The 25378-nt window shown below is 58.8% G+C and carries 24 protein-coding genes; 4 read left to right on the top strand and 20 right to left on the bottom strand.

The annotated features are described in order from the left end of the window. Positions 1 to 113: 113 nt before the first annotated feature. The 3 genes from actP to acs form a co-directional block, all read right to left on the bottom strand. Positions 114 to 1763 carry a cation/acetate symporter ActP gene (actP, locus tag DOU50_RS06940; RefSeq protein ID WP_024906732.1) on the bottom strand — a complete coding sequence of 550 codons (1650 nt, stop codon included), beginning with the start codon at positions 1761 to 1763 and terminating at the stop codon, positions 114 to 116. After that, the gene (locus DOU50_RS06935) at positions 1760 to 2074 is read right to left on the bottom strand and encodes a DUF485 domain-containing protein (RefSeq protein WP_024906733.1); all 315 of its coding nucleotides are present in this window, start codon (positions 2072 to 2074) and stop codon (positions 1760 to 1762) included. Before DOU50_RS06935 ends, actP begins: the two co-directional genes overlap by 4 nt. A gap of 128 nt (positions 2075 to 2202) precedes the next feature. Then, entirely contained in the window at positions 2203 to 4161 is a 1959-nt protein-coding gene (gene acs, locus DOU50_RS06930) for an acetate--CoA ligase (protein WP_148769110.1), read from the bottom strand. Positions 4162 to 4583: 422 nt separating this feature from the next. On the opposite strand from acs, the gene gltP reads away from it, so the two are divergent. Beyond that, positions 4584 to 5897, top strand: coding sequence for a glutamate/aspartate:proton symporter GltP (gene gltP / locus DOU50_RS06925; RefSeq protein WP_024906735.1), 1314 nt, complete (start codon positions 4584 to 4586; stop codon positions 5895 to 5897). Positions 5898 to 5977: 80 nt separating this feature from the next. Here the strand turns inward: gltP and DOU50_RS06915 are convergent, their stop codons facing one another. From DOU50_RS06915 to fdhF, 3 genes are all read right to left on the bottom strand, one after another. Next, a complete protein-coding gene (locus DOU50_RS06915) occupies positions 5978 to 6652 on the bottom strand; it encodes a tetratricopeptide repeat protein (protein WP_148769109.1) in 675 nt (224 codons plus the stop codon). Positions 6653 to 6773: 121 nt separating this feature from the next. After that, a complete protein-coding gene (locus tag DOU50_RS06910) occupies positions 6774 to 6926 on the bottom strand; it encodes a Hok/Gef family protein (protein WP_032650616.1) in 153 nt (50 codons plus the stop codon). 322 nt (positions 6927 to 7248) lie between these two features. Further along, complete coding sequence (fdhF, locus tag DOU50_RS06905; RefSeq protein WP_148769108.1) at positions 7249 to 9396, bottom strand: formate dehydrogenase subunit alpha; 2148 nt, start codon at positions 9394 to 9396, stop codon at positions 7249 to 7251. Positions 9397 to 9652: 256 nt separating this feature from the next. Between fdhF and DOU50_RS06900 the strand changes: the two genes are divergently transcribed. Continuing rightward, entirely contained in the window at positions 9653 to 10384 is a 732-nt protein-coding gene (locus tag DOU50_RS06900; RefSeq protein ID WP_148769107.1) for a response regulator, read from the top strand. On the opposite strand, the gene DOU50_RS06895 is transcribed toward DOU50_RS06900, so the two are convergent. The 6 genes from DOU50_RS06895 to DOU50_RS06870 are packed head-to-tail and all read right to left on the bottom strand — an operon-like array spanning position 10381 to position 16479. Then, positions 10381 to 11385, bottom strand: a complete 1005-nt coding sequence (locus DOU50_RS06895; RefSeq protein ID WP_148769106.1) for a carbohydrate kinase family protein — start codon at positions 11383 to 11385, stop codon at positions 10381 to 10383. The two genes, DOU50_RS06900 and DOU50_RS06895, sit on opposite strands and share 4 nt — an antisense overlap. After that, complete coding sequence (locus DOU50_RS06890; RefSeq protein ID WP_148769111.1) at positions 11385 to 12245, bottom strand: ketose 1,6-bisphosphate aldolase; 861 nt, start codon at positions 12243 to 12245, stop codon at positions 11385 to 11387. Before DOU50_RS06890 ends, DOU50_RS06895 begins: the two co-directional genes overlap by 1 nt. Before the next feature lie 10 nt (positions 12246 to 12255). Next, complete coding sequence (locus DOU50_RS06885) at positions 12256 to 12942, bottom strand: D-lyxose/D-mannose family sugar isomerase (RefSeq protein ID WP_148769105.1); 687 nt, start codon at positions 12940 to 12942, stop codon at positions 12256 to 12258. A gap of 50 nt (positions 12943 to 12992) precedes the next feature. Next, complete coding sequence (locus DOU50_RS06880) at positions 12993 to 13934, bottom strand: ABC transporter substrate-binding protein (RefSeq protein WP_021242935.1); 942 nt, start codon at positions 13932 to 13934, stop codon at positions 12993 to 12995. A gap of 32 nt (positions 13935 to 13966) precedes the next feature. Further along, a complete protein-coding gene (locus DOU50_RS06875) occupies positions 13967 to 14962 on the bottom strand; it encodes an ABC transporter permease subunit (RefSeq protein ID WP_048990313.1) in 996 nt (331 codons plus the stop codon). Positions 14963 to 14964: 2 nt separating this feature from the next. After that, entirely contained in the window at positions 14965 to 16479 is a 1515-nt protein-coding gene (locus DOU50_RS06870; RefSeq protein WP_023334199.1) for a sugar ABC transporter ATP-binding protein, read from the bottom strand. 125 nt (positions 16480 to 16604) lie between these two features. On the opposite strand from DOU50_RS06870, the gene DOU50_RS06865 reads away from it, so the two are divergent. Both DOU50_RS06865 and yjdP read left to right on the top strand, forming a co-directional pair. Beyond that, entirely contained in the window at positions 16605 to 18884 is a 2280-nt protein-coding gene (locus DOU50_RS06865) for an ATP-binding protein (RefSeq protein WP_148769104.1), read from the top strand. A 69-nt stretch (positions 18885 to 18953) separates the two neighbouring features. Continuing rightward, positions 18954 to 19277 carry a DDRRRQL repeat protein YjdP gene (gene yjdP / locus DOU50_RS06860; protein ID WP_032650638.1) on the top strand — a complete coding sequence of 108 codons (324 nt, stop codon included), beginning with the start codon at positions 18954 to 18956 and terminating at the stop codon, positions 19275 to 19277. Between the two features lie 52 nt (positions 19278 to 19329). Here yjdP and phnP read toward each other — a convergent pair whose 3' ends face one another. From phnP to DOU50_RS06820, 8 genes are all read right to left on the bottom strand, one after another. Continuing rightward, the gene (phnP, locus tag DOU50_RS06855) at positions 19330 to 20088 is read right to left on the bottom strand and encodes a phosphonate metabolism protein PhnP (protein WP_048990316.1); all 759 of its coding nucleotides are present in this window, start codon (positions 20086 to 20088) and stop codon (positions 19330 to 19332) included. Positions 20089 to 20097: 9 nt separating this feature from the next. Next, positions 20098 to 20532 carry an aminoalkylphosphonate N-acetyltransferase gene (phnO, locus tag DOU50_RS06850; protein ID WP_024906746.1) on the bottom strand — a complete coding sequence of 145 codons (435 nt, stop codon included), beginning with the start codon at positions 20530 to 20532 and terminating at the stop codon, positions 20098 to 20100. Next, positions 20525 to 21076 (bottom strand): ribose 1,5-bisphosphokinase, encoded by a 552-nt coding sequence (phnN, locus tag DOU50_RS06845; RefSeq protein WP_090420717.1) that lies wholly within the window; start codon positions 21074 to 21076, stop codon positions 20525 to 20527. Before phnN ends, phnO begins: the two co-directional genes overlap by 8 nt. After that, positions 21073 to 22209 carry an alpha-D-ribose 1-methylphosphonate 5-triphosphate diphosphatase gene (gene phnM, locus DOU50_RS06840; RefSeq protein ID WP_148769103.1) on the bottom strand — a complete coding sequence of 379 codons (1137 nt, stop codon included), beginning with the start codon at positions 22207 to 22209 and terminating at the stop codon, positions 21073 to 21075. Before phnM ends, phnN begins: the two co-directional genes overlap by 4 nt. Beyond that, on the bottom strand, positions 22206 to 22886 hold the full coding sequence (gene phnL / locus DOU50_RS06835) for a phosphonate C-P lyase system protein PhnL (RefSeq protein WP_148769102.1): 681 nt from the start codon (positions 22884 to 22886) through the stop codon (positions 22206 to 22208). The genes phnM and phnL overlap by 4 nt, the downstream gene beginning before the upstream one ends. A 9-nt stretch (positions 22887 to 22895) precedes the next feature. After that, on the bottom strand, positions 22896 to 23651 hold the full coding sequence (phnK, locus tag DOU50_RS06830) for a phosphonate C-P lyase system protein PhnK (RefSeq protein ID WP_148769101.1): 756 nt from the start codon (positions 23649 to 23651) through the stop codon (positions 22896 to 22898). Next, the gene (locus tag DOU50_RS06825) at positions 23648 to 24493 is read right to left on the bottom strand and encodes an alpha-D-ribose 1-methylphosphonate 5-phosphate C-P-lyase PhnJ (RefSeq protein ID WP_148769100.1); all 846 of its coding nucleotides are present in this window, start codon (positions 24491 to 24493) and stop codon (positions 23648 to 23650) included. The genes phnK and DOU50_RS06825 overlap by 4 nt, the downstream gene beginning before the upstream one ends. Continuing rightward, positions 24486 to 25378 (bottom strand): carbon-phosphorus lyase complex subunit PhnI (locus tag DOU50_RS06820; protein ID WP_148769099.1); only part of this gene is annotated, 893 nt, incomplete at its 5' end. The genes DOU50_RS06825 and DOU50_RS06820, both read right to left, overlap by 8 nt.

Below are 25378 nucleotides of genomic sequence, written 5' to 3'. Positions count from 1 at the left end.
GTTGTCGCGAGCCTGGTGATGATGCTGTCGGGCGTGGTGATGGTGCTGGTTGCACCGCTGGTGGCGTGGGTGATGTTTTAAGCTCCCCGGCCAGAATGGCCGGGGAGAAAGGCTTAGTGCGCGCGGCCCTGCTCAACGCCAAGACCGGTTTGTGAACGAATAAACTGGGCGCGGAATTTTTCGCGCTCCAGGTTACCCTCCGGCGAATTGTCGGTGGCCGAGAAGAACCAGATGCCGATAAACGCCACGGCAATGGAGAACAGTGCCGGGTATTCATACGGGAAGATGGCGCTTGCGTGACCGAGGATCTGCACCCAGATCGTCGGGCCCAGAATCATCAGGATCACCGCCGTCAGCAGCCCCAGCCAGCCGCCAATCATTGCGCCACGGGTGGTCAGTTTCGACCAGTACATGGAGAGCAGGATGATCGGGAAGTTACAGCTTGCCGCAATGGAGAAGGCCAGCCCCACCATAAAGGCGATGTTTTGCTTCTCGAACAGAATACCTAACAGAATCGCCACCACGCCCAGCACCAGCACGGTGATTTTGGAGACCTTCAGCTCATCGCGCTCGCTCGCGCCTTTGCGGAAGACGTTGGCGTAGAGGTCATGCGAGACCGCCGACGCGCCGGCCAGCGTCAGACCCGCAACCACCGCAAGAATGGTGGCGAAAGCCACGGCAGAGATAAAGCCGAGGAACAGGTTACCGCCCACCGCGTCTGCCAGGTGCACCGCCGCCATGTTGTTACCGCCAATCAGCGCGCCTGCGGCATCTTTAAATGCCGGGTTCGCCCCCACCAGCATGATCGCGCCAAAGCCGATGATAAAGGTCAGAATATAGAAGTAACCCATGAAGCCGGTGGCGTAGAAGACGCTCTTGCGCGCTTCACGCGCGTCGCTCACGGTGAAGAAGCGCATCAGAATATGCGGCAGACCCGCGGTACCGAACATCAGTCCGAGACCCAGTGAAAGCGCCGATATCGGGTCTTTCACCAGCCCGCCCGGGCTCATGATTGCTTCCCCTTTCGGGTGGACCGCCATGGCTTCGGTAAACAGGTTATTGAAGCTGAACCCGACGTGCTTCATCACCATAAAGGCCATAAAGCTGGCGCCGAACAGCAGCAGCACGGCTTTGATGATCTGCACCCAGGTCGTCGCCAGCATGCCGCCGAACAGCACGTACATCACCATCAGTACGCCAACCAGCACCACCGCGATATGGTAGTTCAGGCCGAACAGCAGTTGGATCAATTTACCCGCGCCCACCATCTGCGCAATCAGGTACAGCGCCACTACCACCAGCGAGCCGCAGGCGGAGAGGGTGCGAATCGGCCCCTGCTTCAGGCGATACGAGGCCACGTCAGCGAAGGTATAGCGGCCCAGGTTGCGCAGGCGCTCGGCAATCAGGAACAGGATGATCGGCCAGCCGACGAGGAAGCCGAGAGAGTAGATTAGACCGTCATAGCCGGAGGTGTAGACCAGCGCAGAGATGCCAAGGAAGGAGGCGGCGGACATAAAATCACCCGCAATTGCCAGCCCGTTCTGGAAGCCGGTAATGTTGCCGCCTGCGGTGTAGTAATCGTTACGGGAGCGCACGCGTTTCGACGCCCAGTAAGTGATATACAGCGTCAGCACAACGAAAATCAGGAACATCACAATCGCCTGCCAGTTGGTCGGCTGGCGCTGTACCTCGCCGGTAATGGCATCCGCCGCGTGGGCGGCAAAGGGAAGTGTGGCGGCGAGCGCCGTCAGAACTCGCTTCATGATGCTTTTACCTCTTGCAGTACCGCTTTATTTAGACGATCGAATTCACCGTTCGCGCGCCAGACGTAGACGCCGGTCAGCAAGAATGAAATCACAATCACGCCAATGCCAATCGGAATGCCGCGCGTCACGCTGGTCCCCTCGTGCAACGGGGTGCCCAGCCAGTGTGGGGCAAAGGCGATCAGCAAAATAAAGCCGACATAGATAATCAGCATGATGATGGAAAGGATGAAGGCAAACCGTTGCCGCTTATCGACGAGCTCCCTGTAGTGCGCACTATTCTCTATCTGCTGACAAATATCGTTATTCATCACAGAGTTCTCCAGAGGTAAGGTTGGTTTGTTTTATCCCCTCTCCCCTATGGGGAGAGGGTGAGGGTAGGAAGGTGCGGTCTGATGCCCTCACCCCGGCCCTCTACCACGGGGAGAGGGAGAAAACACTAGGAAGGCATTGCGATGGCCTGCTTCTCTTCGAGCAGTTTTTCCACCACGCCAGGATCCGCGAGCGTTGAGGTATCACCGAGGTTGCTGGTGTCCCCTGCCGCGATTTTGCGCAAGATACGACGCATAATTTTGCCGGAGCGGGTTTTCGGCAGCGAGTCGGTCCAGTGCAGCACGTCCGGCGTTGCCAGCGGGCCAATCTCTTTACGCACCCAGTTGCGCACCTCAGCGTAGAGCTCTGGCGATGGCTCTTCCCCGTGGTTCAGGGTGACATAGGCGTAAATCGCCTGGCCTTTGATGTTGTGCGGAATACCGACAACGGCGGCTTCGGCAATCTTCGGATGCGACACCAGCGCCGATTCAATCTCCGCAGTGCCCAGACGGTGGCCGGAGACGTTAAGCACGTCGTCCACGCGCCCGGTTATCCAGTAATAGCCATCTTCGTCACGACGCGCGCCGTCGCCGCTGAAGTACATGTTTTTAAAGGTCGAGAAGTAAGTCTGCTCGAAGCGATCGTGATCGCCGAACAGGGTACGCGCCTGACCCGGCCAGGAGTCTGCGATCACCAGGTTGCCTTCGGTGGCGCCTTCCAGCGGGTTGCCTTCATTATCCACCAGCGCAGGCTGCACGCCGAAGAACGGACGGGTTGCCGAGCCTGCTTTCAGCTGCGTGGCGCCCGGCATCGGGGTGATCATAAAACCGCCGGTTTCGGTCTGCCACCAGGTGTCCATCACCGGGCATTTCTCGTTGCCGATTTTCTTCCAGTACCACTCCCAGGCTTCCGGGTTAATGGGCTCGCCCACGGAACCGAGGATGCGCAATGAAGAGCGGTCGGTACCTTCGATGGCTTTGTCGCCTTCCGCCATTAATGCGCGGATCGCCGTTGGCGCGGTGTAGAGAATATTGACCTGGTGCTTATCGACCACCTGACACATCCGCGCCGGGGTCGGCCAGTTGGGTACGCCCTCAAACATCAGCGTTGTTGCGCCACAGGCCAGCGGGCCGTACAGCAGGTAGCTGTGTCCGGTGACCCAGCCCACGTCGGCGGTACACCAGTAGATGTCGCCCGGATGGTAGTCGAAGACGTATTTGAAGGTGGTGGCCGCATAGACCAGATAGCCGCCGGTGGTGTGCAGTACGCCTTTTGGCTTACCGGTGGAGCCGGAGGTATAAAGAATGAACAGCGGATCTTCTGCGTTCATCTCTTCCGGCTGATGCTGGTCGCTCGCTTTTTCAATCAGGTCGCTCCACCACAGGTCGCGACCTTCGTTCCAGTCGATCTTACCGCCGGTACGCTTAAGGACGATGACGTTGCTGACCGTTTTGACGTTCGGGTTTTTCAACGCTTCGTCGACGTTTTTCTTCAGAGGGATACCGCGTCCGGCGCGCACGCCTTCATCGGCGGTGATCACCAGTTTTGAACTTGAATCGACAATACGACCCGCAACCGCCTCTGGCGAGAACCCGCCAAAAATCACTGAGTGAATCGCACCGATACGCGCGCAGGCCAGCATGGCCACCGCCGCTTCCGGCACCATCGGCATATAGATAGCGACCACGTCGCCTTTTTTAATGCCTTTTTCCAGCAGGACGTTGGCGAAGCGGCACACGTCACGGTGCAGCTCTTTATAGGTAATATGTTTGCTCTGCGAGGCATCATCGCCTTCCCAGATAATCGCCGTCTCATTCCCGCGCTCGGCAAGGTGACGATCAAGGCAGTTCGCCGCCAGGTTCAGGGTGCCATCTTCATACCATTTAATGGAGACATTGCCGGGCGCAAAGGAGGTGTTCTTCACCTTCTGATAAGGTTTGATCCAGTCAAGGATATGGCCCTGCTCACCCCAGAAGGTGTCCGGGGCGGTAATAGATTGCTGATATTTCTCGTGGTACTGCTCCGGGGTGATCAGGCAACGGTCCGCAATGTTTGCGGGAATGTCATGTTTGTGGATTTGGCTCATGGCTTTTTTTCTCCTTGTAAGATGTTAATAATATGTCGCAAAAACGTTAATTGTAGGGGCTTTACAAGCTTTGTTTAGTATTTGGGCTACAGATCACGCATTGTTTGAAGAGTATGAAAAATGAGCGAATGAAACTTTGAAGGAAAATAATTTATGCTGACGATTATTCACATTTATGTTTAAAAAAGCGTTTTTATAACAAAAGGTTATTTATAAGAAGTAGAACAAACTCCCGTCATCGTCGCTTTTGTGAGTGAAACGCGTCGTTCTTTAAGGCTTGCGCAACAGGTCGCGCAAATGATACTCATACGCCGCGTTAAAAAATCCCATAAACCAACGCAACACAATTCATACCCTTTCAGTATGTCTCCATATTCATGCAGTTTGCGTGAATAAGGCGCTCATTGAGGAAGTCAGTTTCTATGAAAAACGTTAAAGTCAGCCTTGCCTGGCAGATCTTAATCGCCCTTGTGCTGGGCATCTTGCTGGGCAGTTACCTTCACTATCACAGCGACAGCCGCGAATGGCTGATTGCGAACCTGCTCTCTCCGGCAGGGGATATCTTTATTCATCTGATCAAGATGATTGTGGTACCGATTGTGATCTCGACGCTGGTGGTCGGTATTGCGGGCGTCGGCGATGCGAAGCAGTTAGGTCGTATTGGTGCGAAAACCATTATCTATTTCGAAGTGATCACTACGGTGGCGATCATTCTCGGTATCACCCTGGCGAACGTGTTCCAGCCGGGTTCCGGGATTGATATGTCGCAGTTGGCTACGGTGGATATTTCGAAATACCAAAGTACGACCGCCGACGTGCAGAGCCACGCGCACGGCCTGATGGGCACTATCCTGTCGCTGGTACCGACCAACATCGTGGCGTCGATGGCGAAGGGCGAGATGCTGCCGATTATCTTCTTCTCGGTGCTGTTTGGTCTGGGGCTCTCTTCTCTGCCGGCGACGCACCGCGAGCCGCTGGTCACCGTGTTCCGCTCTATCTCCGAAACCATGTTTAAAGTGACCCACATGGTGATGCGCTACGCGCCGGTAGGGGTGTTCGCGCTTATTGCCGTCACCGTGGCGAACTTCGGTTTTGCCTCCCTGTGGCCGCTGGCGAAGCTGGTGATCCTGGTGCACTTCGCCATCCTGTTCTTCGCGCTGGTGGTGCTGGGGATCGTGGCACGTCTGTGCGGGCTGAGCATCTGGATCCTGATTCGTATCCTGAAAGATGAGCTGATTCTGGCCTACTCCACGGCAAGCTCTGAGAGCGTGCTGCCGCGTATTATTGAGAAGATGGAAGCCTACGGCGCGCCAGCGTCGATCACCAGCTTCGTGGTGCCGACCGGTTACTCCTTTAACCTGGACGGCTCAACGCTGTACCAGAGTATCGCCGCTATCTTTATTGCGCAGCTGTACGGCATTGACCTGTCGCTGTGGCAGGAGATCGTCCTGGTGCTGACCCTGATGGTGACGTCCAAAGGTATCGCAGGCGTTCCGGGCGTTTCGTTCGTGGTGCTGCTGGCAACGCTTGGCAGCGTTGGTATTCCGCTCGAAGGTCTGGCATTTATTGCGGGCGTGGACCGTATCCTCGACATGGCGCGTACGGCGCTGAACGTGGTGGGCAATGCCCTGGCGGTGCTGGTTATCGCCAAGTGGGAGCACAAATTCGACCGCAAAAAAGCGCTGGCATATGAACGCGAGGTGCTGGGTCGTTTTGATAAGACGGCTGACCAGTAACATCCTAAGCCCGGTGGCGCTGCGCTTACCGGGCCTACGGGTTTTGTAGGCCGGGTAAGGCGAAGCCGCCACCCGGCACTTTACTCCCCGCTCAACGCATCAAACTCTTCGCATCCCGTATCAAACCCTTCAGTGCAGCTCAGATTCAACCAGTACAGTGCTTTCTGTTTATTGGGCGTGATAAAGCCTTTCTCACCCTGCCTGAACAACATCCCCGCCCAGTACTCGGCGTAGCCCGTACGCGAAAGGGCTGAACTCCGCTTGAACCACGAGGCGGCCTGCACGTCATCCCGCGCCACCTCTACGCCGTTGGCATAAATCAGCCCCAGCAGCAGTTGCGCATCGACCGCAGAGTCGCTGTCGATATCTTCGGTTGCCGTTTGCAGCAGTCTGATGGCCTGGGGGTAGTCAGTTTTCCCCGCCTGAGTATTCACCAGAATGCGCGCCAGCATGATCGCGCCGCGTTTGCTGCCAGCAATGTTTGCCTGTTGCGCCAGGGCTTTGGCCTGTGCGTAATCGCCCTGCGTAAAAAGGATTTGCGACAACAGCGCCATGGCGTCAACATCGCCGCCTTTTGCGGCTTTCTCGGCCCACAGCGCGGCCTGCTTGCTGTCGCCGGAGCTGAAGTACGTATCAGCAAGATAATACTGGGCACGCGCATCGCCGGCTTCCGCCTGCTTCTGATACTGGCTGCCTATCTCATCCGCGCGGGCGAAGGACGTTAAAAACACTAACAACAGAAAAATGGCTTTCATGGATTCTTATCATCTGGGTACACGCCGCGCAGTATAATCGCGGGCGCAAAAGAAAAAAATGGGTGCATTAAGACCTCAGCATCCTACAAGCCGGGCGGAACCATTGTTCCGCCCGTAGAGGTTAGCCTGGGTTGCAGGCTAATTTTGCCGCCACCTCCTGATGCTCACTCTTTATTGAAAACTCGCAGAGCCTACCGCGAGTAATAAAGGTAAAGATCACTATCGTCAGGCAAATAATAAAGACGATGCCTAACGCAGTTTTTAATGGCGTCATGCCTTTTACTCCTTGTCAAAAAAAGAATAAGAGGCTACTCTCAACCTGTTGGGAGTTGAGGGAGTAGCCTCGGGTAAATGAAAATTTCCCGGGGCTTTCTACTTTCTGTCCCTCAACAATGCTCAAGACAGAAAGTCTTAAGCACCCGCCGCACATCTTATCCCTCTGAATTAAAATGCAAAGATGTAATTCCTTTTCGTGAAAATTACATTATTTCTGCGAGCCGCTTTCCAGAATAATAATTGATATTATTGATAAGCCAACCGGAAATAAAAAGGGAGTGAATATTTCACTCCCTTTATTCATCGATGAATTAACGGCTTCAACCCATTGCGCTTTCGCGCAGTCGGGCTTTCAGCTTGTTATATTCGTCGATCACATACTGTTCCGCGGCGTGCTGATCTGCAATCGGCTCAACGTTGACGGCGCAGTATTTATACTCCGGCGTTTTGGTTATCGGGCTTAAGTTCTCCGTTACCAGCTCGTTACAGGCACCAATCCACCACTGATAGGTCATATAGACCGCCCCTTTGTTTGGACGGTCGCTGACCTGCGCTCGGGTGATGATCCGCCCTTTGCGCGAGTTCACCCACACCAGCGCCTCGTCCTCAATACCAAGGCGTTCTGCATCGGCGGTGTTGATTTGCGCATAGCCGGGTTCGTCCGCCAGCGCGGCCAGCGCGGCGCAGTTGCCGGTCATCGAACGACAGGAGTAGTGCCCCACCTCACGTACGGTGGAGAGCACCATCGGATACTCATCGGTGAGTTTATCAATGGGCGCGACCCAGTCGCAGGTGAAGAATTGCGCCAGCCCGTTCGGGGTGTCGAACTTCTCTTTAAAGAGGTACGACGTCCCCTGGTCGGTTTCGGACTCATCGCGGCACGGCCACTGGATATACCCCAGCTCACCCATTTTTTCATAGGTTGCCCCGTAGAAGTCCGGACACAGACTGCGCAACTCGTCCCAAATCTCCTGAGTGTTGTTGTAGTGCATCGGGTAGCCCATGCGGGTGGCGATTTCGCTGATGATCTGCCAGTCGGTTTTCAGGTCCCACTTCGGCTCGACCGCCTTAAAGAAGCGCTGGAAGCCGCGGTCGGCCGCCGTGTAGACGCCTTCATGCTCGCCCCAGGAGGTCGACGGTAAAATGACATCCGCCGCCGCCGCGGTTTTGGTCATGAAGATATCCTGGACAATCACCAGCTCCAGATCCTCAAACCCTTTACGCACCGCCGAGAGCTCGGCGTCGGTCTGAAGCGGATCTTCACCCATGATGTAGGCCGCACGCACTTCGCCATGCGCCGCGCGGTGCGGCAGCTCGCTGATGCGGTACCCGGTGTGTTCCGGCAGGCTTTCCACGCCCCAGGCCTTCGCGAATTTGGCGCGGTTCTCCGGAAATTTCACGTACTGGTAGCCAGGATAAGTATCCGGCAGCGCGCCCATATCGCAGGCGCCCTGCACGTTATTCTGACCGCGCACCGGGTTCACACCAACGTGGGCTTTACCCAGATTACCGGTCAGCATCGCGAGGCTGGTCAGAGAGCGCACGGTCTCCACACCCTGGTAGAACTGGGTCACGCCCATACCCCAGAGGATGGCGGCGGTTTTCGCCCCGGCATACATCCGTGCCGCCTGGCGGATCGCATGCGCGCTGACGCCGGTGATCGCTTCAACCGACTCCGGCGTATAGCCTTCGACTATTTTCTTGTACTCTTCAAAGCCTTCCGTACGGGTCGCGACAAATGCCTGGTCGTACAGGTTCTCCTCAATGATGACGTGCCCCATTGCGTTCAGCAGCGCGATGTTCGAGCCGTTTTTCAACGCGATGTGCATATCCGCAATGCGCGCGGTTTCAATTTTGCGCGGATCGCAGACGATGATTTTCGCCCCATTTTGTTTAGCGCGAATAACGTGGTTCGCGACGATAGGGTGAGAATCCGCCGGGTTATAACCAAAGATGAAGACGAGATCGGTATTATCTATCTCGTTGATGGCATTGCTCATTGCGCCGTTACCGACCGACTGGTGCAGACCTGCAACCGATGGGCCGTGTCAGACGCGAGCGCAGCAGTCGACGTTATTGGTTCCAATAACGGCGCGCGCGAATTTTTGCATCACATAGTTGGTTTCATTTCCCGTCCCGCGGGAAGAGCCGGTGGTCTGAATCGCATCCGGGCCATATTTGGCCTTGATGGCGCTCAGGCGCGTGGTGACGTAATCCAGCGCCTCGTTCCAGGAGACGGCTTCCAGCTTGCCGCCGCGCTCGCGGCGGATCATAGGGTTTTTCAGGCGCGGGGTGAGGATTTGGGTATCGTTTATAAAATCCCAGCCGTAGTAACCTTTCAGGCATAGCGTGCCCTGGTTGGTTTTCCCCTGTGCGGCCTCTGCCCGGACGATTTTGCCGTTATCGACCACCAGGTGGATCTTGCAACCTGAGGCACAATAAGGGCAAACCGTGACGACTTTTTTCATCAGTCAGCTCCAGTTAATCGAATCATTCGCACCCACTATGCAGCTTCTATGCCATGTTTTTCGTATGGGTATACCCTGACTTTACGGCCCCTTCGCGGTGAAAACCCTGACAAAAAACAGCCAATCGTCAAAATTGACGTGTCGACAAGGCAGCGGATGTGACATGGGTTGAATTTCCGTCACTGAAAAAACCATTTGACTGGAGCCGACGGCAGAATGGTTCAGACTTAACATAATCCCCTGACGGAAGCATACGATGAAACCGGCGATTCTGGTGGTTGATGACGATACGGCAGTCTGCGAACTGCTTCAGGACGTGCTGAGCGAGCACGTCTTCAGCGTGCTTGTCTGCCATAACGGCCAGGATGCACTGCGGCAGGTGCAGCAGGAGCCGAATATCGCGCTTGTGCTGCTGGACATGATGCTGCCGGATATCAACGGCCTGCAGGTTCTGCTGCAGCTGCAAAAGCAGCGACCGGCGCTACCGGTTGTGATGTTAACCGGGCTGGGGAGTGAGTCAGACGTGGTGGTGGGGCTGGAGATGGGGGCCGATGATTATATTGGCAAACCGTTCAACCCGCGCGTAGTGGTCGCCCGCGTGAAAGCGGTATTGCGCCGTACCGGCGTGCTTGCTGCGGAATCCCCCGCAGCGCCCGTCGCGGGCATTGCGTTTAACGGATGGACGCTCGATACCACCCGCTGTGAGCTGAGCGATCCGCAGCGTAATCCCGTCCCGTTAACCCAGGGCGAGTACGGCCTGCTGCTGGCGCTCACGCAAAATGCCCGTCGGGTGCTGAGCCGTGACCGGTTGCTTGAGCTGACCCACAGCGAAAGCGCCGACGTGTTCGACCGCACGATTGACGTGTTGATCATGCGCCTGCGACGGAAAATAGAGGCTAACCCGCATCAGCCTGCACTCATTAAAACCATCCGTGGGTTGGGTTACGTGTTTGCCACCGATGTTTCCCATAGCGAGAAAGCGGCCTAAGTTTTCTCTTTGATAAACAGCTGCAGCTCGGCCAGCGTTTTCGCACCGTCAATCGCGTTGGCGGCCAGCAGGCTTGCCCGCGCGCAGGCGTGCGCCAGATAAATGCTCTCCGTGAGCGGCAGCGATTCATGGCAACCGTATAAAAATCCGGCGCAAAACGCATCGCCCGCGCCGACGCTGCCGATAATCTCTTTCTGCTCCAGTAACCATGATGGGATCCAGCGACCTTGCTCACCCGGCGCTTCACCCCATGCGCCTTCGGGGCAGTGGATAACCACCCGCTGGCGAACGCCTGCCGCCAGCAGCTGTGCGGCGGCTTCAGAAATATGGGCTATATTCAGCGCATCGCTGCCGTCTCGCATCTCCAGCCCGCTAAACTCCCCGGCTTCCAGCTCGTTAATCACCAGATAATCCAGATGGCGCAGGGCAGGGAGCACCAGCGGCTGGTAGCGCGGGTCGCCCTTGCGGGACACCAGATCGAGCGACGTTTCATACCCCTGGTCGCGCATTTGCGCCAGCAGCCGCGCGCTGCGGGTGCCAAATTCGTCATCGGGCATATCCAGGCTGTCGAGCAGCAGCAGGTAGCCGAGATGGAAGATCTTCATCGATCCGTCTAAGCGATCGAAGGCGGGAAGATCCAGCAGGCGGTTGGCGCCCGGCGAGTGGAAAAAGGTGCGCTGTCCGCTGGGATCGGTCATCACCTGCGACATGGAGGTCGGCGCAAAGGTGGTGCGCTGTACGCGCTGGCGGTTGACGTGGTACTGGTCGAGCATCGCCAGAATGTAGTCCCCGTCGCTGTCTTCCCCGATCAGCCCCACCGCCTGCAGCGGCAGGCCAACGTGCATTTTCGCCAGCGTCAGCAGGACGTTGAGCGGTGCGCCGCCGGTTGAGCGTTCGCTGTGGGTGATTTCCGCCAGCCAGCCGCGCTCTGGCCACTGCACGATCTGGTGGACGTGGTCCACCAGCATATTGCCTGCGGCGATGATGCCCTTACGTTCCATTATGCCTGCCCCGCGCTGCCGAAGATGCGCATCTGTTCGGCGACCGTATCGGTTATCGCCTCTTCTATCCCCAGCAGCAGCTCGGCAAATTCATCATACAGCGGCTGGCGCTTCGCCATGCGCTGCTCAACGGCGGCGAGCGCGGCCTGCGACATGCCGGTATAGAAATTGATTTTATGAATGCCCAGCTCAATCGCGCGACGGAAGTCGGGATCGCTAATCCCGGAGCCGCCGTGTAAAACCAGCGGCAGCCCCGTCTGCTGACGGATGGCGTCCAGGCGTGGGAAATCGAGTTTCGGCTCGCCCTTGTATTTGCCGTGCGCGTTGCCGATAGCCACCGCCAGCGCGTCAATGCCGGTTGAATCGACAAATTCGCGCGCCAGCTGCGGGTCGGTAAAGCACGCTTCATCCGCATGTCCGTAAAGCGCGCCGCCTTCATCACCCCCAACCGCGCCCAGCTCCGCCTCCACCGAGACGCCCACCGCATGGCACATCTTCACCACTTCCCGCGTCTGGCGGATGTTTTCCTCATAGCTCAGCGTAGAGCCGTCGAACATCACCGAGCTGAACCCTAAGCGCAGGGCGCGCACCACGGCGTCAAAATGCAGGCCGTGATCGAGGTTGAGCACCACGGGAATGTCGTGACGGGCGGCTTCGAACTTCACCGCTTCGACAAGCGAATCCAGCGACACGTACTTAAAGTGCACTTCGGCGATATTGATGATAAACGGCGAGCGCTCCTGCTTTGCGGCGGCGAACAGCGCGCGCAGGAAGTGGGAGTCGAGCACGTTAAACGCGCCCAGCGCGTAGCGGTGTTGTCTGGCGTGCGCAAGACCGTCGGCAAGAGAAATCAATGGCATCATTCACCCCTTATATCCGAAACAGGTTGTACTCGTTGCACAGCACCAGCAGCGCCGGTTCGTCTTCTTCGATGTTGTTATAGCGGGCAACGGGTTGCAAAAAGTGGTTGTCGTGCTCGTCGTCGTTTACTGAGGACACTTCCCCGACCAGCACGTCGCCGAAGCCGCGTTCGCCCCAGAAGCTGTGATAAAGACCGGGCGTCAGGCAGATGCTTTCCCCTGGCGTGAGGCGCAGCTGGCTGCCGGGGGCGTGGGTCTGACGGCAGCCGTCGACGGTGACCGTCACGTCGGTGTTTTCCGTCTCTTCATGTGCACCGGCATTCCACAATTCTACAATCAGGTTCCCGCCACCCCGGTTGATGATGTCTTCTCGCTTACGCCAGTGAAAATGCATCGGCGTCACCTGGCCGTCGCGCACGTGCATGATTTTTTCGGCATAGCCTTTTTCATACGGCACCCCGTTGGGCGAGCCGTTGCGCAGGGTGAACAGCGTCAGGCCCTGTGCGGCAAAGTTATTGCCGCCGAACGCCGTCACGTCCCAGCCGAGCTTGAGGTCGAACACTTCCCGCCACGCGGCCTGGTCAAGCTGCTGCCATTTTGTTGGCGGAAAGCTGGCAAACGGCGGGAGATGAACGTCGTGCATGGAAAAGAACTGCCGCGTGTGGCCGAGAATTTCATTGATGTCGGAGCGTTTCATGGGGACTCCTTGAAAACAGTTCCCTCTCCCTGCGGGAGAGGGAAAAAGGATCATTTAACCGTCCACCCCTTATACGTGCCGACGTTCTTTTTATCGATCATCGTCACCGGGATCAGCACGGGCGCTTTCGGCGCAGGTTTGCCCTGGAGAATGTCATAGCCGATCTCCACCGCTTTTGCCGCCATCACCTGCGGATCTTGCGCCGGGGTTGCCACAAACAGCGAGTTTTCACGCTTCAGCGCTTCCTCACCGTCCGGTGAACCATCCACGCCGACGATAAAGAACTCATTGCGCTGCGCCTGCTTCGCGGCCAAATCGGCGCCGATCGCCGTCGGATCGTTAATCGCAAACACGCCGTCGATCTTCGGATTGGCCGCCAGCAGGGAGGTCATGACTTCCAGACCGCCTTCACGACTGCCTTTGGCGTTCTGGTTATCCGAGAGCACCTTGATATCCGGGTGTTTTTTGAACTCCGTCTGACAACCTTCCACGCGGTTTTGCACCGCAGAGACCGGTGGTCCGTTGATGATCACCACGTTGCCTTTGCCTTTCAGGCGGTCGGTAATGTACTTACAGGCCATTTCGCCCGCCTGGGTGTTATCGGAGGTGATGGTGGCATCAGCCCCTTCCGCCGCCACGTCAACCGCCACGACCACGATCCCGGCGTCCTTCGCACGCTTCACCGCCGGGCCGATCCCTTTGGAATCCGCGGCGTTGAGGATGATCATGTCTACCTTCGCGGCAATAAAGTTGTCGATCTGCGCCACCTGCTGGCCCAGATCGTACCCGCTGGAAACCAGCGTCACCTTGACGTTATCCCCCGCCAGCTTGCGCGCTTCCAGCTCGGCACCTTTGGTGATCTGCACGAAGAACGGGTTGGCCAGATCGCCCACCGTCACGCCGATGGACTTCAGATCTTTTGCCTGCGCAAACGGCGTTGCGGCAAGCAGCGCGCCAGCACAGAGCGCGGTCACTAACGGTTTCAAACGCATATGGTTTTCCTCGAAGCTGTAGGGTGTTGTTGTTATGCACTTTGATGGTGTCGGGTACGGTATTTGTCGATCAGCACCGCTATGATGATCACCGCCCCTTTGATCACCAGCTGCCAGAAGTAGGAGACGCCCATCAGCGTCATGCCGTTGTTGAGGGTGGCGATGATCAGGGCGCCGACCAGCGTGCCGGTGATCGTGCCGATCCCGCCGACGAAGCTGGTGCCGCCAAGGATCACCGCCGCAATCGCATCCAGCTCGTAACCCGTGCCGAGGTTGCCGTTAGCGCTGTACAGGCGTGAGGCGCTCATGACGCCGCCGAGGCCGGAGAGCAGGCCGCTCATGCCGTAGACAAACAGCAGCACCAGCCAGACCTTAATGCCCGTTAAGCGCGCCGCCTGCATGTTGCCGCCCACGGCGTAGATATGAACGCCGAGCGTGGTGCGGCGCAGGATGAACCAGCAGATAGCGATGACCGCGAGGGCGATCACCACCAGCCACGGAATCGGGCCGAGATAGTTATTGCCGATCCACTCAAAGTTGATGTTGGAGTTAATGACCGTCGTGCCGTCGGCCAGCAGATACGCCGCACCGCGCAGTGCCGTATAGGTGCCGAGCGTCACGATGAAGGGCGGCAGTCCGGCGAAGGCCACCAGCGCGCCGTTGAACAGGCCCAGCACCATGCCGAGCATCAGCGCGGCCGGAATGGAGAGCATGGCAAATTCAGGGATAAGTGAGACCACCATCGCCGCTACCGCCGTAGTGCCCAAAATCGAGCCCACGGAGAGGTCAATCCCGCCGGTTAAAATGATGAAGGTCATTCCCGCCGCCAGCACGATGTTGATCGACGCCTGACGGGTAATGTTGAGCAGGTTGCTCTCGGTAAAGAAGTTCGGGGCAATAAAGCCAAATACCGCCACAATCAGGATCAGAATCGGCAAAATACCGACCGTTTGCATCAGATCGCTCATCAGCATTTTTTTTGCGGAGGCGGATTTCGCCACCTGCTGCGGACTGGTTGAATGTGTCATGGTTACACCGCCTGATGATGAGTGTCGTTCACGCCGGTTGCCAGCGTCATGATGTTTTCCTGAGAGATGTCGCGTCCGTGGAGCTCGCCCGCAATGCTGCCTTCACGCATCACGTACACCCTGTCGCTCATCCCCACCACTTCCGGCAGCTCACTGGAGATCATCAAAATCGCCACCCCTTTGCGCGCCATCTGGTTCATGATGCGGTAGATCTCGCTTTTCGCGCCGACGTCCACGCCGCGGGTGGGTTCGTCCAGAATCAGAATGCGCGGACCGATGGCCACCCAGCGGGAGATCAGCAGCTTTTGCTGGTTGCCGCCCGAGAGCCCGCCCGCGCGCACCTGCGAATGCGGCACGCGGATGTTGAGCAGGGCAATGGCATCATCGGAAATCGACTGGGCTTTTTTACGGTTTAGCATGCCGAAGGTGGCGTCGCGTTCCAGCGTCGCCATGGTGATGTTCTCCTGCGCCGCCAGCTCCAGAAACAACCCCTGCTCCTTGCGGTTTTCGGTGAGAAAACCGATGCCGTTTTCGATGGCCGCACGCGGGGAGTGGATCACCACCGGCTCGCCGTCGACCTCAATCATGCCGCCCGTGGCTTTGCGCACGCCGAAGATAAGCTGCGCCAGCTCGGACCGTCCGGCCCCGACCAACCCCGCCAGCCCGACGATTTCGCCGGAACGCACCTGCAGGCTGCAGGGCTGTACTTTTTTACCGTCGGTGAGGTGATGCACGTTGAGGCGCGGGCTGCCGAGGGGAATGTCACGCTCCTTGTTGAACAGGTCGCTTAACGGTCGTCCCACCATCATGCGCACCAGCTCGGAAGCGTTGAGCTTGTCGCGCGTCAGGCTGCCGACGTACTGCCCGTCACGCAGAACGCTGACGCGGTCTGAGAGTTCATACACTTCCGCCATGCGGTGGCTGATGTAGATGATCGCCATCCCTTCATCGCGCAGGCGCAAAATCAGTTCGAACAGACGATGCGTTTCCCGCGAGGAGAGGGCGGCGGTGGGTTCATCCATCACCAGAATGCGGCTGTTGCGGTGCAGCGCGCGGGCAATTTCCACCTGCTGCTGCTCGGCGATGGTCAGCTTCATCACCAGATCGGTGGCGCTGAACTGCGCCCCGAGGCGGTCAATCACCGCCTGCGCCTGGGCAGCCATCTCTTTGCGTTGCACCATCCCGCCGCGCGACAGCTCGCTGCCGAGGAAGATGTTTTCGGCAACGGTCAGATTGGGCGCGAGCTGCATCTCCTGATAAATCAGGGTGATGCCTGCGGCCAGCGCATCTTTCGGCCCTTTAATGTGAAACGGCTGGCCGTCGATCAGGATCTCGCCGCTGGTGGCGGTATAGGCTCCGGCGAGGATTTTCATCAGCGTACTTTTTCCCGCGCCGTTTTCCCCCATCAGCGCGTGGATCTCACCGGGGAAAACCGTCAAATCCACACCCTTGAGCGCGTGGAAACTGCCAAACGTTTTGGCAATGCTGCGCATCTCTAATACCGGGGTTCTGCTCATGGCGGATCTCCTGTGAATGCCGATTTCTGCACTTCATCACAGGTGCGTAAATGCAAAATGTCAGAAGCTGTTCATATTTGTCATAGTTATGAATAGCTAATGTGGATCACAGTTACGGAGTCAACATGTCTTCACGCCCCCCGTTTTTCGCCAGCGCCCGCGGTCGCCTGCTGATATTTAATCTGCTGGTGGTCGCCGTGACGCTGATGGTGAGCGGCGTGGCGGTGCTTGGCTTTCGTCACGCCAGTCAAATCCAGGAGCAGGTTCAGCAGCAAACGCTGGATGACATGACCGGCAGCATGAACCTGGCCCGTGATACCGCCAACGTGGCGACGGCGGCGGTGCGGCTCTCGCAGGTCGTCGGGGCGCTGGAGTACAAAGGCGAAGCCGAGCGCCTGAAGCAGACGCAAATGGCGCTGCGCCGCTCGCTGGAACAGCTTGCCGATGCGCCGCTGGCGCAGCAGGAGCCGGCGCTGGTGGCGCGCATTATTCAGCGAAGCAATGAATTACAGCAGAGCGTGACGGAGATGCTTGAGCGCGGGCAGCGACGCCATCTGGAGCGTAACGCGCTGCTGAGTTCGCTATATCAAAGCCAGAGCTACCTGCGTCATCTGCAGGACATCAACCGCCGCTATGGCAGCAATGTTCCGGATGCGCAGCAGCTGATGGAGATGGATCGGCTGATCGCTGCTGCCATCGACACCCCTTCGCCGCGCGCGACCGTTCATCAACTGGACGCAGTGGCCGCAACGTTGCCCCGAAATGCCGTACAGCCGGTCGTGAAGGAGGTTCTGCCTGATTTTAATGCCGAGCTAGGCAAACTCGCCCCGCTATCGAAGCAGCTGGAAGAGAGCGATCTGGCGATAAGCTGGTATATGTTCCACATCAAGGCGCTGGTGGCGATCCTCAACAGCGACATCAATCAGTACGTCGGGCAGGTGGCGCAGGCCTCCCGGCTTCGTACTGACCAGAGTCATCACGAGCTGCAATCCATCAGCGTGTTTATCAGCATCTTCGCCATCCTGGCGCTGATCATCACCGGGTGCGCCTGCTGGTATATCTACCGCAATCTGGCCTCTAACCTGACGGCCATTTCCCGGGCGATGTCGCGCCTTGCTCACGGCGAACAGGATGTTTCCGTTCCCGCCCTCCAGCGGCGCGATGAGCTGGGTGAACTGGCGCGCGCGTTTAACGTTTTTGCCCGCAATACCGCCTCGCTTGAGCACACCACGCGTCTGCTGAAAGAAAAAACCACGCAGATGGAGATCGACCGCGTCGAGCGTCAGGGGCTGGAAGAGGCGCTGCTGCACAGCCAGAAGATGAAGGCGGTCGGACAGCTGACCGGCGGGCTGGCGCATGATTTTAACAACCTGCTGGCGGTGATCATCGGCAGCCTTGAGCTCACCGACCCCGAATCAAAAGATGCGCCGCGCATTACCCGGGCGCTGAAGGCGGCCGAGCGTGGCGCCTTACTGACCCAGCGCCTGCTGGCGTTTTCCCGCAAGCAATCCCTGACGCCACATGCGGTAGAGATGCTGCCGCTGCTGGAGAACCTTCGGGAACTGATGCGCCACTCCTTGCCCGCGACCCTGACCCTGGAGATTGAAGCGCAATCGCCGGCTTGGCCCGCGTGGATAGACGTCAGCCAGCTGGAAAACGCCATCATCAACCTGGTGATGAACGCCCGCGATGCGATGGAAGGGCAAAGCGGGGTGATTAAAATTCGCACCTGGAATCAGCGCGTTACCCGCAGCGACGGTCGCAGGCAGGATATGGTGGCGCTGGAGGTCATTGACCGCGGCAGCGGCATGTCGCAGGAGGTGAAATCCCGGGTCTTTGAACCGTTCTTCACCACCAAGCAGACCGGAAGCGGGAGCGGGTTAGGCCTGTCGATGGTCTATGGCTTTGTGCGCCAGTCCGGCGGGCGCGTGGAGATTGAAAGCGCGCCGGGGCAGGGGACGACTGTCCGGCTTCATCTCCCGCGATCTGTGCTGCCCGCCGCTGCAGTTGATGAAGCGCTGTCAGCCACCGCCTCCGTCGAGAGCGAGCGCCTGGTGCTGGTGCTGGAAGATGAGGCGGATGTCCGTCAGACCCTGTGCGAGCAGCTGCATCAGCTTGGCTACCTGACGCTTGAAGCGGACAACGGCGAGCAGGCGCTGAACATGCTGGCGGCGTCACCGGATATTGGCATGTTTATCAGCGACCTGATGTTGCCCGGCAGCCTCAGCGGAGCCGAGGTGATAAACCATGTGCGTAATCATTATCCGCAGCTTCCGGTGCTTCTGATCAGCGGCCAGGATTTACGACCCACGCATAATCCTCAGCTGCCGGACGTTCCGTTACTGCGTAAGCCGTTTACGCGGGTGCAGCTGGCGCAGGCGCTGCGGAAAGTGATGGTAATTTGAGATTCCTCCGCTACCCCCGTTCCCTGCCGTTCATTATCGTAAGGTCAGTTCACCTGCGAGTCTGGCCTTATGAAACGTTACTCAACCGCTCTGTTATTCGGTCTGCTGTCTCTCACCAGCCAACTGGCTCATGCCGATATTGTTGATGATGCTATTGGCAACATTCAGCAGGCTATCAACGATGCCTATAATCCCAGCAGCAGTCGCAGCAGCAGCGATGACGATCGTTATGACCGCAGCCGTCAAATCGACAGCAGACAGTACGACGATCGTCGTCGACAGCTTGAGGACAGACGACGCCGTTTAGACGAGCGCCAGCGACAGCTGGATGACGATCGTCGTCGGTTAGAAGAGGATGAGCGCAGGTTAGAGGACGATTACGATCGAGGCTAAGTGCGGCCTGTTGCCCTCACCCCAACCCTCTCCCACGGGAGAGGGAGAAAACCTAATCCAGCACCAGCACCATCCCGTCATACCCCGCTTCAATGCCGTCGGGCAGCGGATTATCCATCATCCACACGTCAAACTGATGGCTGATGTGGGTCAGGATCACCTGCGGACAGCCAATCACCTCGTTTAGCGCCATCACGGTATTTAAGTCGCAATGGTTTCGCGGCGTCTCGTCGCGCGGTGCATGGCTGCAGTCGATAATCATCGCCTGCGGCTGATTGTTGAGCAGGAACTTCACTGTTTTTTCCGGCAGCCCGGCGGTGTCGGAAAGCCAGGCCACGCGGCTGTGGGCCGACTCCAGCAAATACCCGAAGGTCAGTTTTGAATGGTTGAGCGGCAGCGGCGTGACCCGCATCCCCTGAAGTTCAAACATCACAAACGGTTCGACCGTGTGGCTGAAATCCAGAATCCCCGGGTGTTTAAACAGGTCGTCGCATCCTGCTTCGTCCGGCGGACCGTAAACCGGAATCGTCGCGCCAACGCCCCAGCGCAGGGGGAACAGCCCCTGAACGTGATCCATATGGTAATGGGTGAGCAAAAACTGCTGAAAGCTGCCTGCGGGCCAGTCGTCCATCAGGTGCGGAATGCCCGCGTCCAGCAGCGTCACCGCATCGTTGAATTTGACCACCGCGCTACAGGGGCGACGGCGATAGGTCTCCTGCAGGCGCGCCCGGCGACACGCCGCGCAGTCGCAGCCAAAGACCGGCACCAGCTGGGCGCCGCCCGTTCCCGTCAACGTGATTGTCAGACTCATAACGCACCTCTACAGCGGTTTGGTGAATCGGAAATGGCTCTGCGTGTATCCTTCACGAACGTAAAAACGGTGCGCGTCAGTGCGCTTCACGCTGGTGGAAAGTTCGGTCAGCTCCGCGCCGGCCTGCCGTGCCACCTCTTCCGCCCAGGCCAGCAGCTGGCTGCCCACCTTTAACCCACGCGCCTGCGGCATCACCACCAGCTCCTGGATTTCGCCGATCCAGCGCGCGTGATGGAGGTGAAACTGCATATGCAGGCCGATCATGCCGACAACATGTCCGCCCAGCTCGGCAAGCTGGTAGCGCATATTGTGATCCTGAAGGTTGGCAAGAAATCCGGCGTGGAACGCCTGATGGTCGAACTCTGCCTGTTTAAGTTCGCAGATCAGGGCATAGACAATCTGCGCATCGTCGGCAGTAGCGGGGCGAAGCTGGCAGTCAGGCATGCTGTTTCTCCTTCTGACGGATAAGCGATAAAAAGGTATCGACTGACTGTAGCAAACTTCCGTCGTTATTGAGGATGTGGCAGTCGGACGGGGCATAGCGGGCCGCACGCTCTAGCCGCTGATCGATCTCACGGGCTGATTCACGCCCCCGGCTCTGCAACCGGCTGCGCAGAACGTCCGGCGAAACCTGCAGACAGACCGGTAGCAGGGCTGCTCCATAGCGGGCGCGCGCCTGCGGAAGATGCGCCCGCGAGCCGTTAACCAGCACATCGAACCCCGCATGCAGCCACAGATCGGTCTCAATGCCGATCCCGTAGTAATAGCCGTTGGCATGCCAGCTCAGCGCCAGCAGGTTTTGCCCGGCACGGATGAAAAACTCCTGCTCGCTCAGGGCGATATGGTTTTCACTCCCTGCATTGGCCGCGCGGGTAATATAGCGGTGCGCGACCAGCAGCTGCGGATGTTCCCGCTGCCGTAAGGCGGACAGCAGGCTGTCCTTACCGGAGCCTGAAGGCCCCATTAGCCAGATTAATCTCCCCATCAGAACACCCTTTTTCCCTGACGCCAGACGTGGTCGATATGAACGTGCTCGCCCTTACGGTGGGCGAGTACCAGGTCCGCACGTTTCCCTTCGGCAATTTCTCCGCGATCGTGAAGGTTAAGCGCCGAGGCCGGATTTTTCGTCACCAGGCGAATCGCCTGCGGCAGCGTAAAGTGGTTGCCCTCGTCGTCGGCCACCCGGAACGCCGCATCCAGCAGGCTGGCGGGGTAGTAGTCGGACGAGAGGATATCCAGCAGGCCGAGGGAAGCGAGCTTGCTTGCCGCAACGTTGCCGGAGTGCGAGCCGCCGCGCACGATATTTGGCGCGCCCATCAGCACGTTCATGCCGTGCTTGCGGGAGGCTTCAGCCGCCTCGAACGTGGTGGGAAATTCGGCGATCACGCTGCCAAGCTGGTGGGATTCAAGCACGTGATCGTGCGTGGCGTCGTCATGGCTGGCCAGCGCGATATTGCGGTCACGACACATCGCGGCAATTTTGAGGCGGTTAGGCTGCGACCATTGTGCCGCAAGCGCCAGCTGCTCTTCCTCGTAGCGCGCCATCTCTGCATCGCTGAGAGAATATTTCCCCTGATAGTATTCGCGATACTTTTCAATGTTGGCGAACTGACGCTGTCCCGGCGAGTGATCCATCAGAGAGACCAGCGAGACCGGCTCGCGCCCGACCAGTTTTTCAAACAGCGGCAGGGTGGTGTAGTGCGGCAGCTCGCAGCGCAGGTGCAGACGGTGCTCGGCGCGGTTGAGGCCGCGTTTTTGCGTCTCCTCCACGGCGTTGATCATCTTCTCCAGATTCTCCAGGCGATCGCCGCCGTCGCGCACGTCGCCAATGGCCACCGCGTCCAGCACGGTGGTGATGCCGCTGGCGACCATCAGCGCGTCGTGGCTGCTCATGGCTGAATGGGCGGGCCAGTCCACCTTCGGACGCGGGGTGAAGAATTTGTCCAGATTATCGGTATGCAGTTCAATCAGCCCCGGCAGCAGCCAGCCGCCGTCGCCGTCCATCGCTTCAGGGGTACGGCTTTGGGTTTCGGCAAAGGCGCGAATAACGCCTTCATGGACTTCAACCGAGCCATCAACGACTTCATTTTCCAGCACCATCTTGACGTTATTGATAATCATGCGGGAGTCCCCATTGGGTGCAGTCTGTCTGCGACGCGGGTGCGAACGGTCTCGTCGTGGAAGATCCCGACGATCGCCGCCCCGCGCGCTTTGGCCTGTTCGATCAGCGCCACTACGGCCGCGCTGTTTTTATCGTCGAGCGAGGCGGTGGGCTCATCAAGCAGCAGTATTGGGTAGTCGACGATAAAGCCGCGGGCGATATTGACGCGCTGCTGCTCGCCGCCGGAAAAGGTCGACGGGGCAAGGTGCCACAGGCGCTCGGGCACGTTGAGGCGCGTCAGCAGGCTGGCGGCTTTGGCGGCACAGGTTTCGCGCGGCACGCCGAGATCCAGCAGGGGCTGCATCACCACGTCGAGGGCGGAGATCCGCGGGATCACCCGCAGAAACTGGCTCACCCAGCCGATCGTCGAGCGGCGCACCTCCAGCACTTTACGCGCGGGGGCCTTTACCAGGTCGATCCATTCATCGCCGTGGCGAATGTGAATGTGGCCTTCGTCGGGCAGATAGTTGGCATACAGGGAGCGCAGCAGGGTCGATTTTCCGCTGCCGGAGTGGCCGTGCAGCACTACGCATTCGCCCTTGTTTACCTCTAACGAGGCGTTTTGCAGCACCGGCAGGCGCACGCCGTTTTGCTGGTGGAGCACAAAGGTTTTACTTACGTTTTGTACGCGGATCATGTTGGCCTCTTAATTCTGCAATACGGACGACACCAGCAGCTGGGTGTACGGATGGTGCGGATCGTCGAGCACGCGGTCGGTTAATCCACTTTCCACCACCCGACCCTGCTTCATCACCAGCAGGCGGTCCGCCAGCAGGCGCGCGACGCCCAGATCGTGGGTGACAATGACCACCGCAAGGTTCAGATCTACCACCAGGCCGCGCAGCAGGTCGAGCAGGCGCGCCTGCACCGAGACGTCCAGCCCGCCGGTGGGTTCATCCATAAACACCAGCTTCGGGTGCGTGACCAGGTTGCGGGCGATCTGCAGGCGCTGCTGCATACCGCCGGAGAAGGTGGTGGGCAGGTCGTCGATGCGCGAGGCGGGGATTTCAACTTCTTCCAGCCAGTGCTGCGCCGTAGCGCGGATATTGCCGTAATGGCGCGCGCCGGTGGCCATCAGGCGTTCGCCGATGTTGCCGCCCGCCGAGACCTGACGGCGCAGGCCGTCCATCGGGTGCTGATGCACCACGCCCCACTCGGTTCGCAGCAGGCGGCGGCGCTCGGCCTCGCTCATGCCGTAGAGGGAGTGTCCCTGATAGAGTATCTCGCCGTGTTGCGGCGCGAGGCGCGCGGAGATGGACTTCAGCAGGGTGGTTTTGCCGGAGCCAGACTCGCCGACGATCCCCAGCACTTCGCCCGGCCACAGCTCGAACGACACGTCGCTAAAGCCTTTGCCCGGCGCATACAGGTGGGTCAGGTTGTTAACCGAAAGCAGCGGTTTCATTGGCCGTTCGCCTCGCTCTGTTGGCGGCAGAAATCGGTGTCGGAGCAGACAAACATCCGTTTGCCCGTGTCATCCAGCACCACTTCATCCAGATAGCTGTGTTTGGATCCGCAGATGGCGCACGGCTCGTCCCACTCCTGCACCGTAAACGGGTGATCGTCGAAATCCAGGCTTTCGACACGCGTGTAAGGCGGGACGGCGTAGATGCGCTTTTCGCGTCCGGCGCCGAACAGCTGCAGGGCGGGCATCATGTCCATCTTCGGGTTATCGAATTTCGGGATCGGCGACGGATCCATGACGTAGCGCCCATTCACCTTCACCGGGTAGGCGTAGGTGGTGGCGATATGGCCGAAGCGGGCGATATCCTCATACAGCTTCACCTGCATGACGCCGTACTCTTCCAGGGCGTGCATGGTGCGGGTTTCGGTTTCGCGCGGCTCGATAAAGCGCAGCGGCTCCGGAATTGGCACCTGGAAAATCAAAATCTGATCTTCAGCGAGCGGGGTTTCCGGAATGCGGTGGCGGGTCTGGATCAGCGTCGCGTCTTCGGTTTTTTCGGTGGTGGTGACGCCGGTGACGCGCTGGAAGAAGCTGCGGATCGACACGGCGTTGGTGGTGTCGTCCGCGCCCTGGTCGATGACCTTCAGCACGTCCGCCTCGCCGATCACGCTGGCGGTGATCTGAATACCGCCCGTGCCCCAGCCGTAGGGCATCGGCATTTCGCGGCCGCCGAACGGCACCTGATAGCCCGGAATGGCCACCGCTTTTAAGATGGCGCGGCGGATCATGCGTTTGGTTTGCTCATCCAGATAGGCAAAGTTGTAGCCGCTTAAGTTAGCCATGTTTGCGCTCCCGTTGCAGGCGTTTCAGCAGTTCCAGTTCGGCCTGGAAATCGACGTAGTGCGGCAGCTTGAGGTGCGAGACAAAGCCCGCGGCCTCAACGTTATCCGCGTGGGCCAGCACGAACTCTTCGTCCTGCGCCGGGCCTGCAACGTGCTCGCCGTAGTCCGGTGCCTGCAGCGCACGGTCAACCAACGCCATCGCCATGGCCTTGCGCTCGCCGAGGCCAAACACCAGCCCGTAGCCGCGGGTAAAGTGCGGGTCTTCATTTTCGGGCGCGACAAAACCGTTCACCATTTCGCATTCGGTCATCAGCAGTTCGCCGACGTTGACGGCAAATCCCAGCTCTTCCGGCACGATTTCGACGTCGATATAGCCGCTGCGGATCTCGGCCGCAAACGGGTGGTTGCGCCCGTAGCCGCGCTGGGTGGAGTAGGCCAGCGCCAGCAGATAGCCTTCGTCGCCGCGCATCAGCTGCTGCAGGCGGGACGAGCGCGAGCACGGGTAAACCGGCGGCGTGCGGGTGATGTCATCCGGCTGCGCGTCTGAATCCTCTTCCGCCTTCGCCAGACCCTGTTTCGCCAGCAGGCTGAAAACGTGCGGAGACGGTTCTTGTTCGGCGTCAGAGGTACTGAGCGGCGGGGTTTCGCCGTTCGCCAGCAGGGTAAAATCCAGCAGGCGGTGGGTGTAGTCACAGGTAGGGCCAAGCAGCTGGCCGCCGGGAATGTCTTTATAAACGGCAGAAATGCGGCGCTCCAGGCGCATCTCCGCCGTGTTCACCGGCTCGCTGACCGCCAGTTTGGCAAGCGTGGTGCGGTAGGCGCGCAGCAGGAATATAGCTTCCACGTTATCGCCGCTGGCCTGCTTCAGGGCCAGCGCCGCCAGCT

This window comes from Enterobacter sp. C6, from assembly GCF_008122455.1.
Lineage (GTDB): Bacteria > Pseudomonadota > Gammaproteobacteria > Enterobacterales > Enterobacteriaceae > Enterobacter > Enterobacter pseudoroggenkampii.
This window is presented reverse-complemented; position numbering and strand designations above follow the sequence as displayed.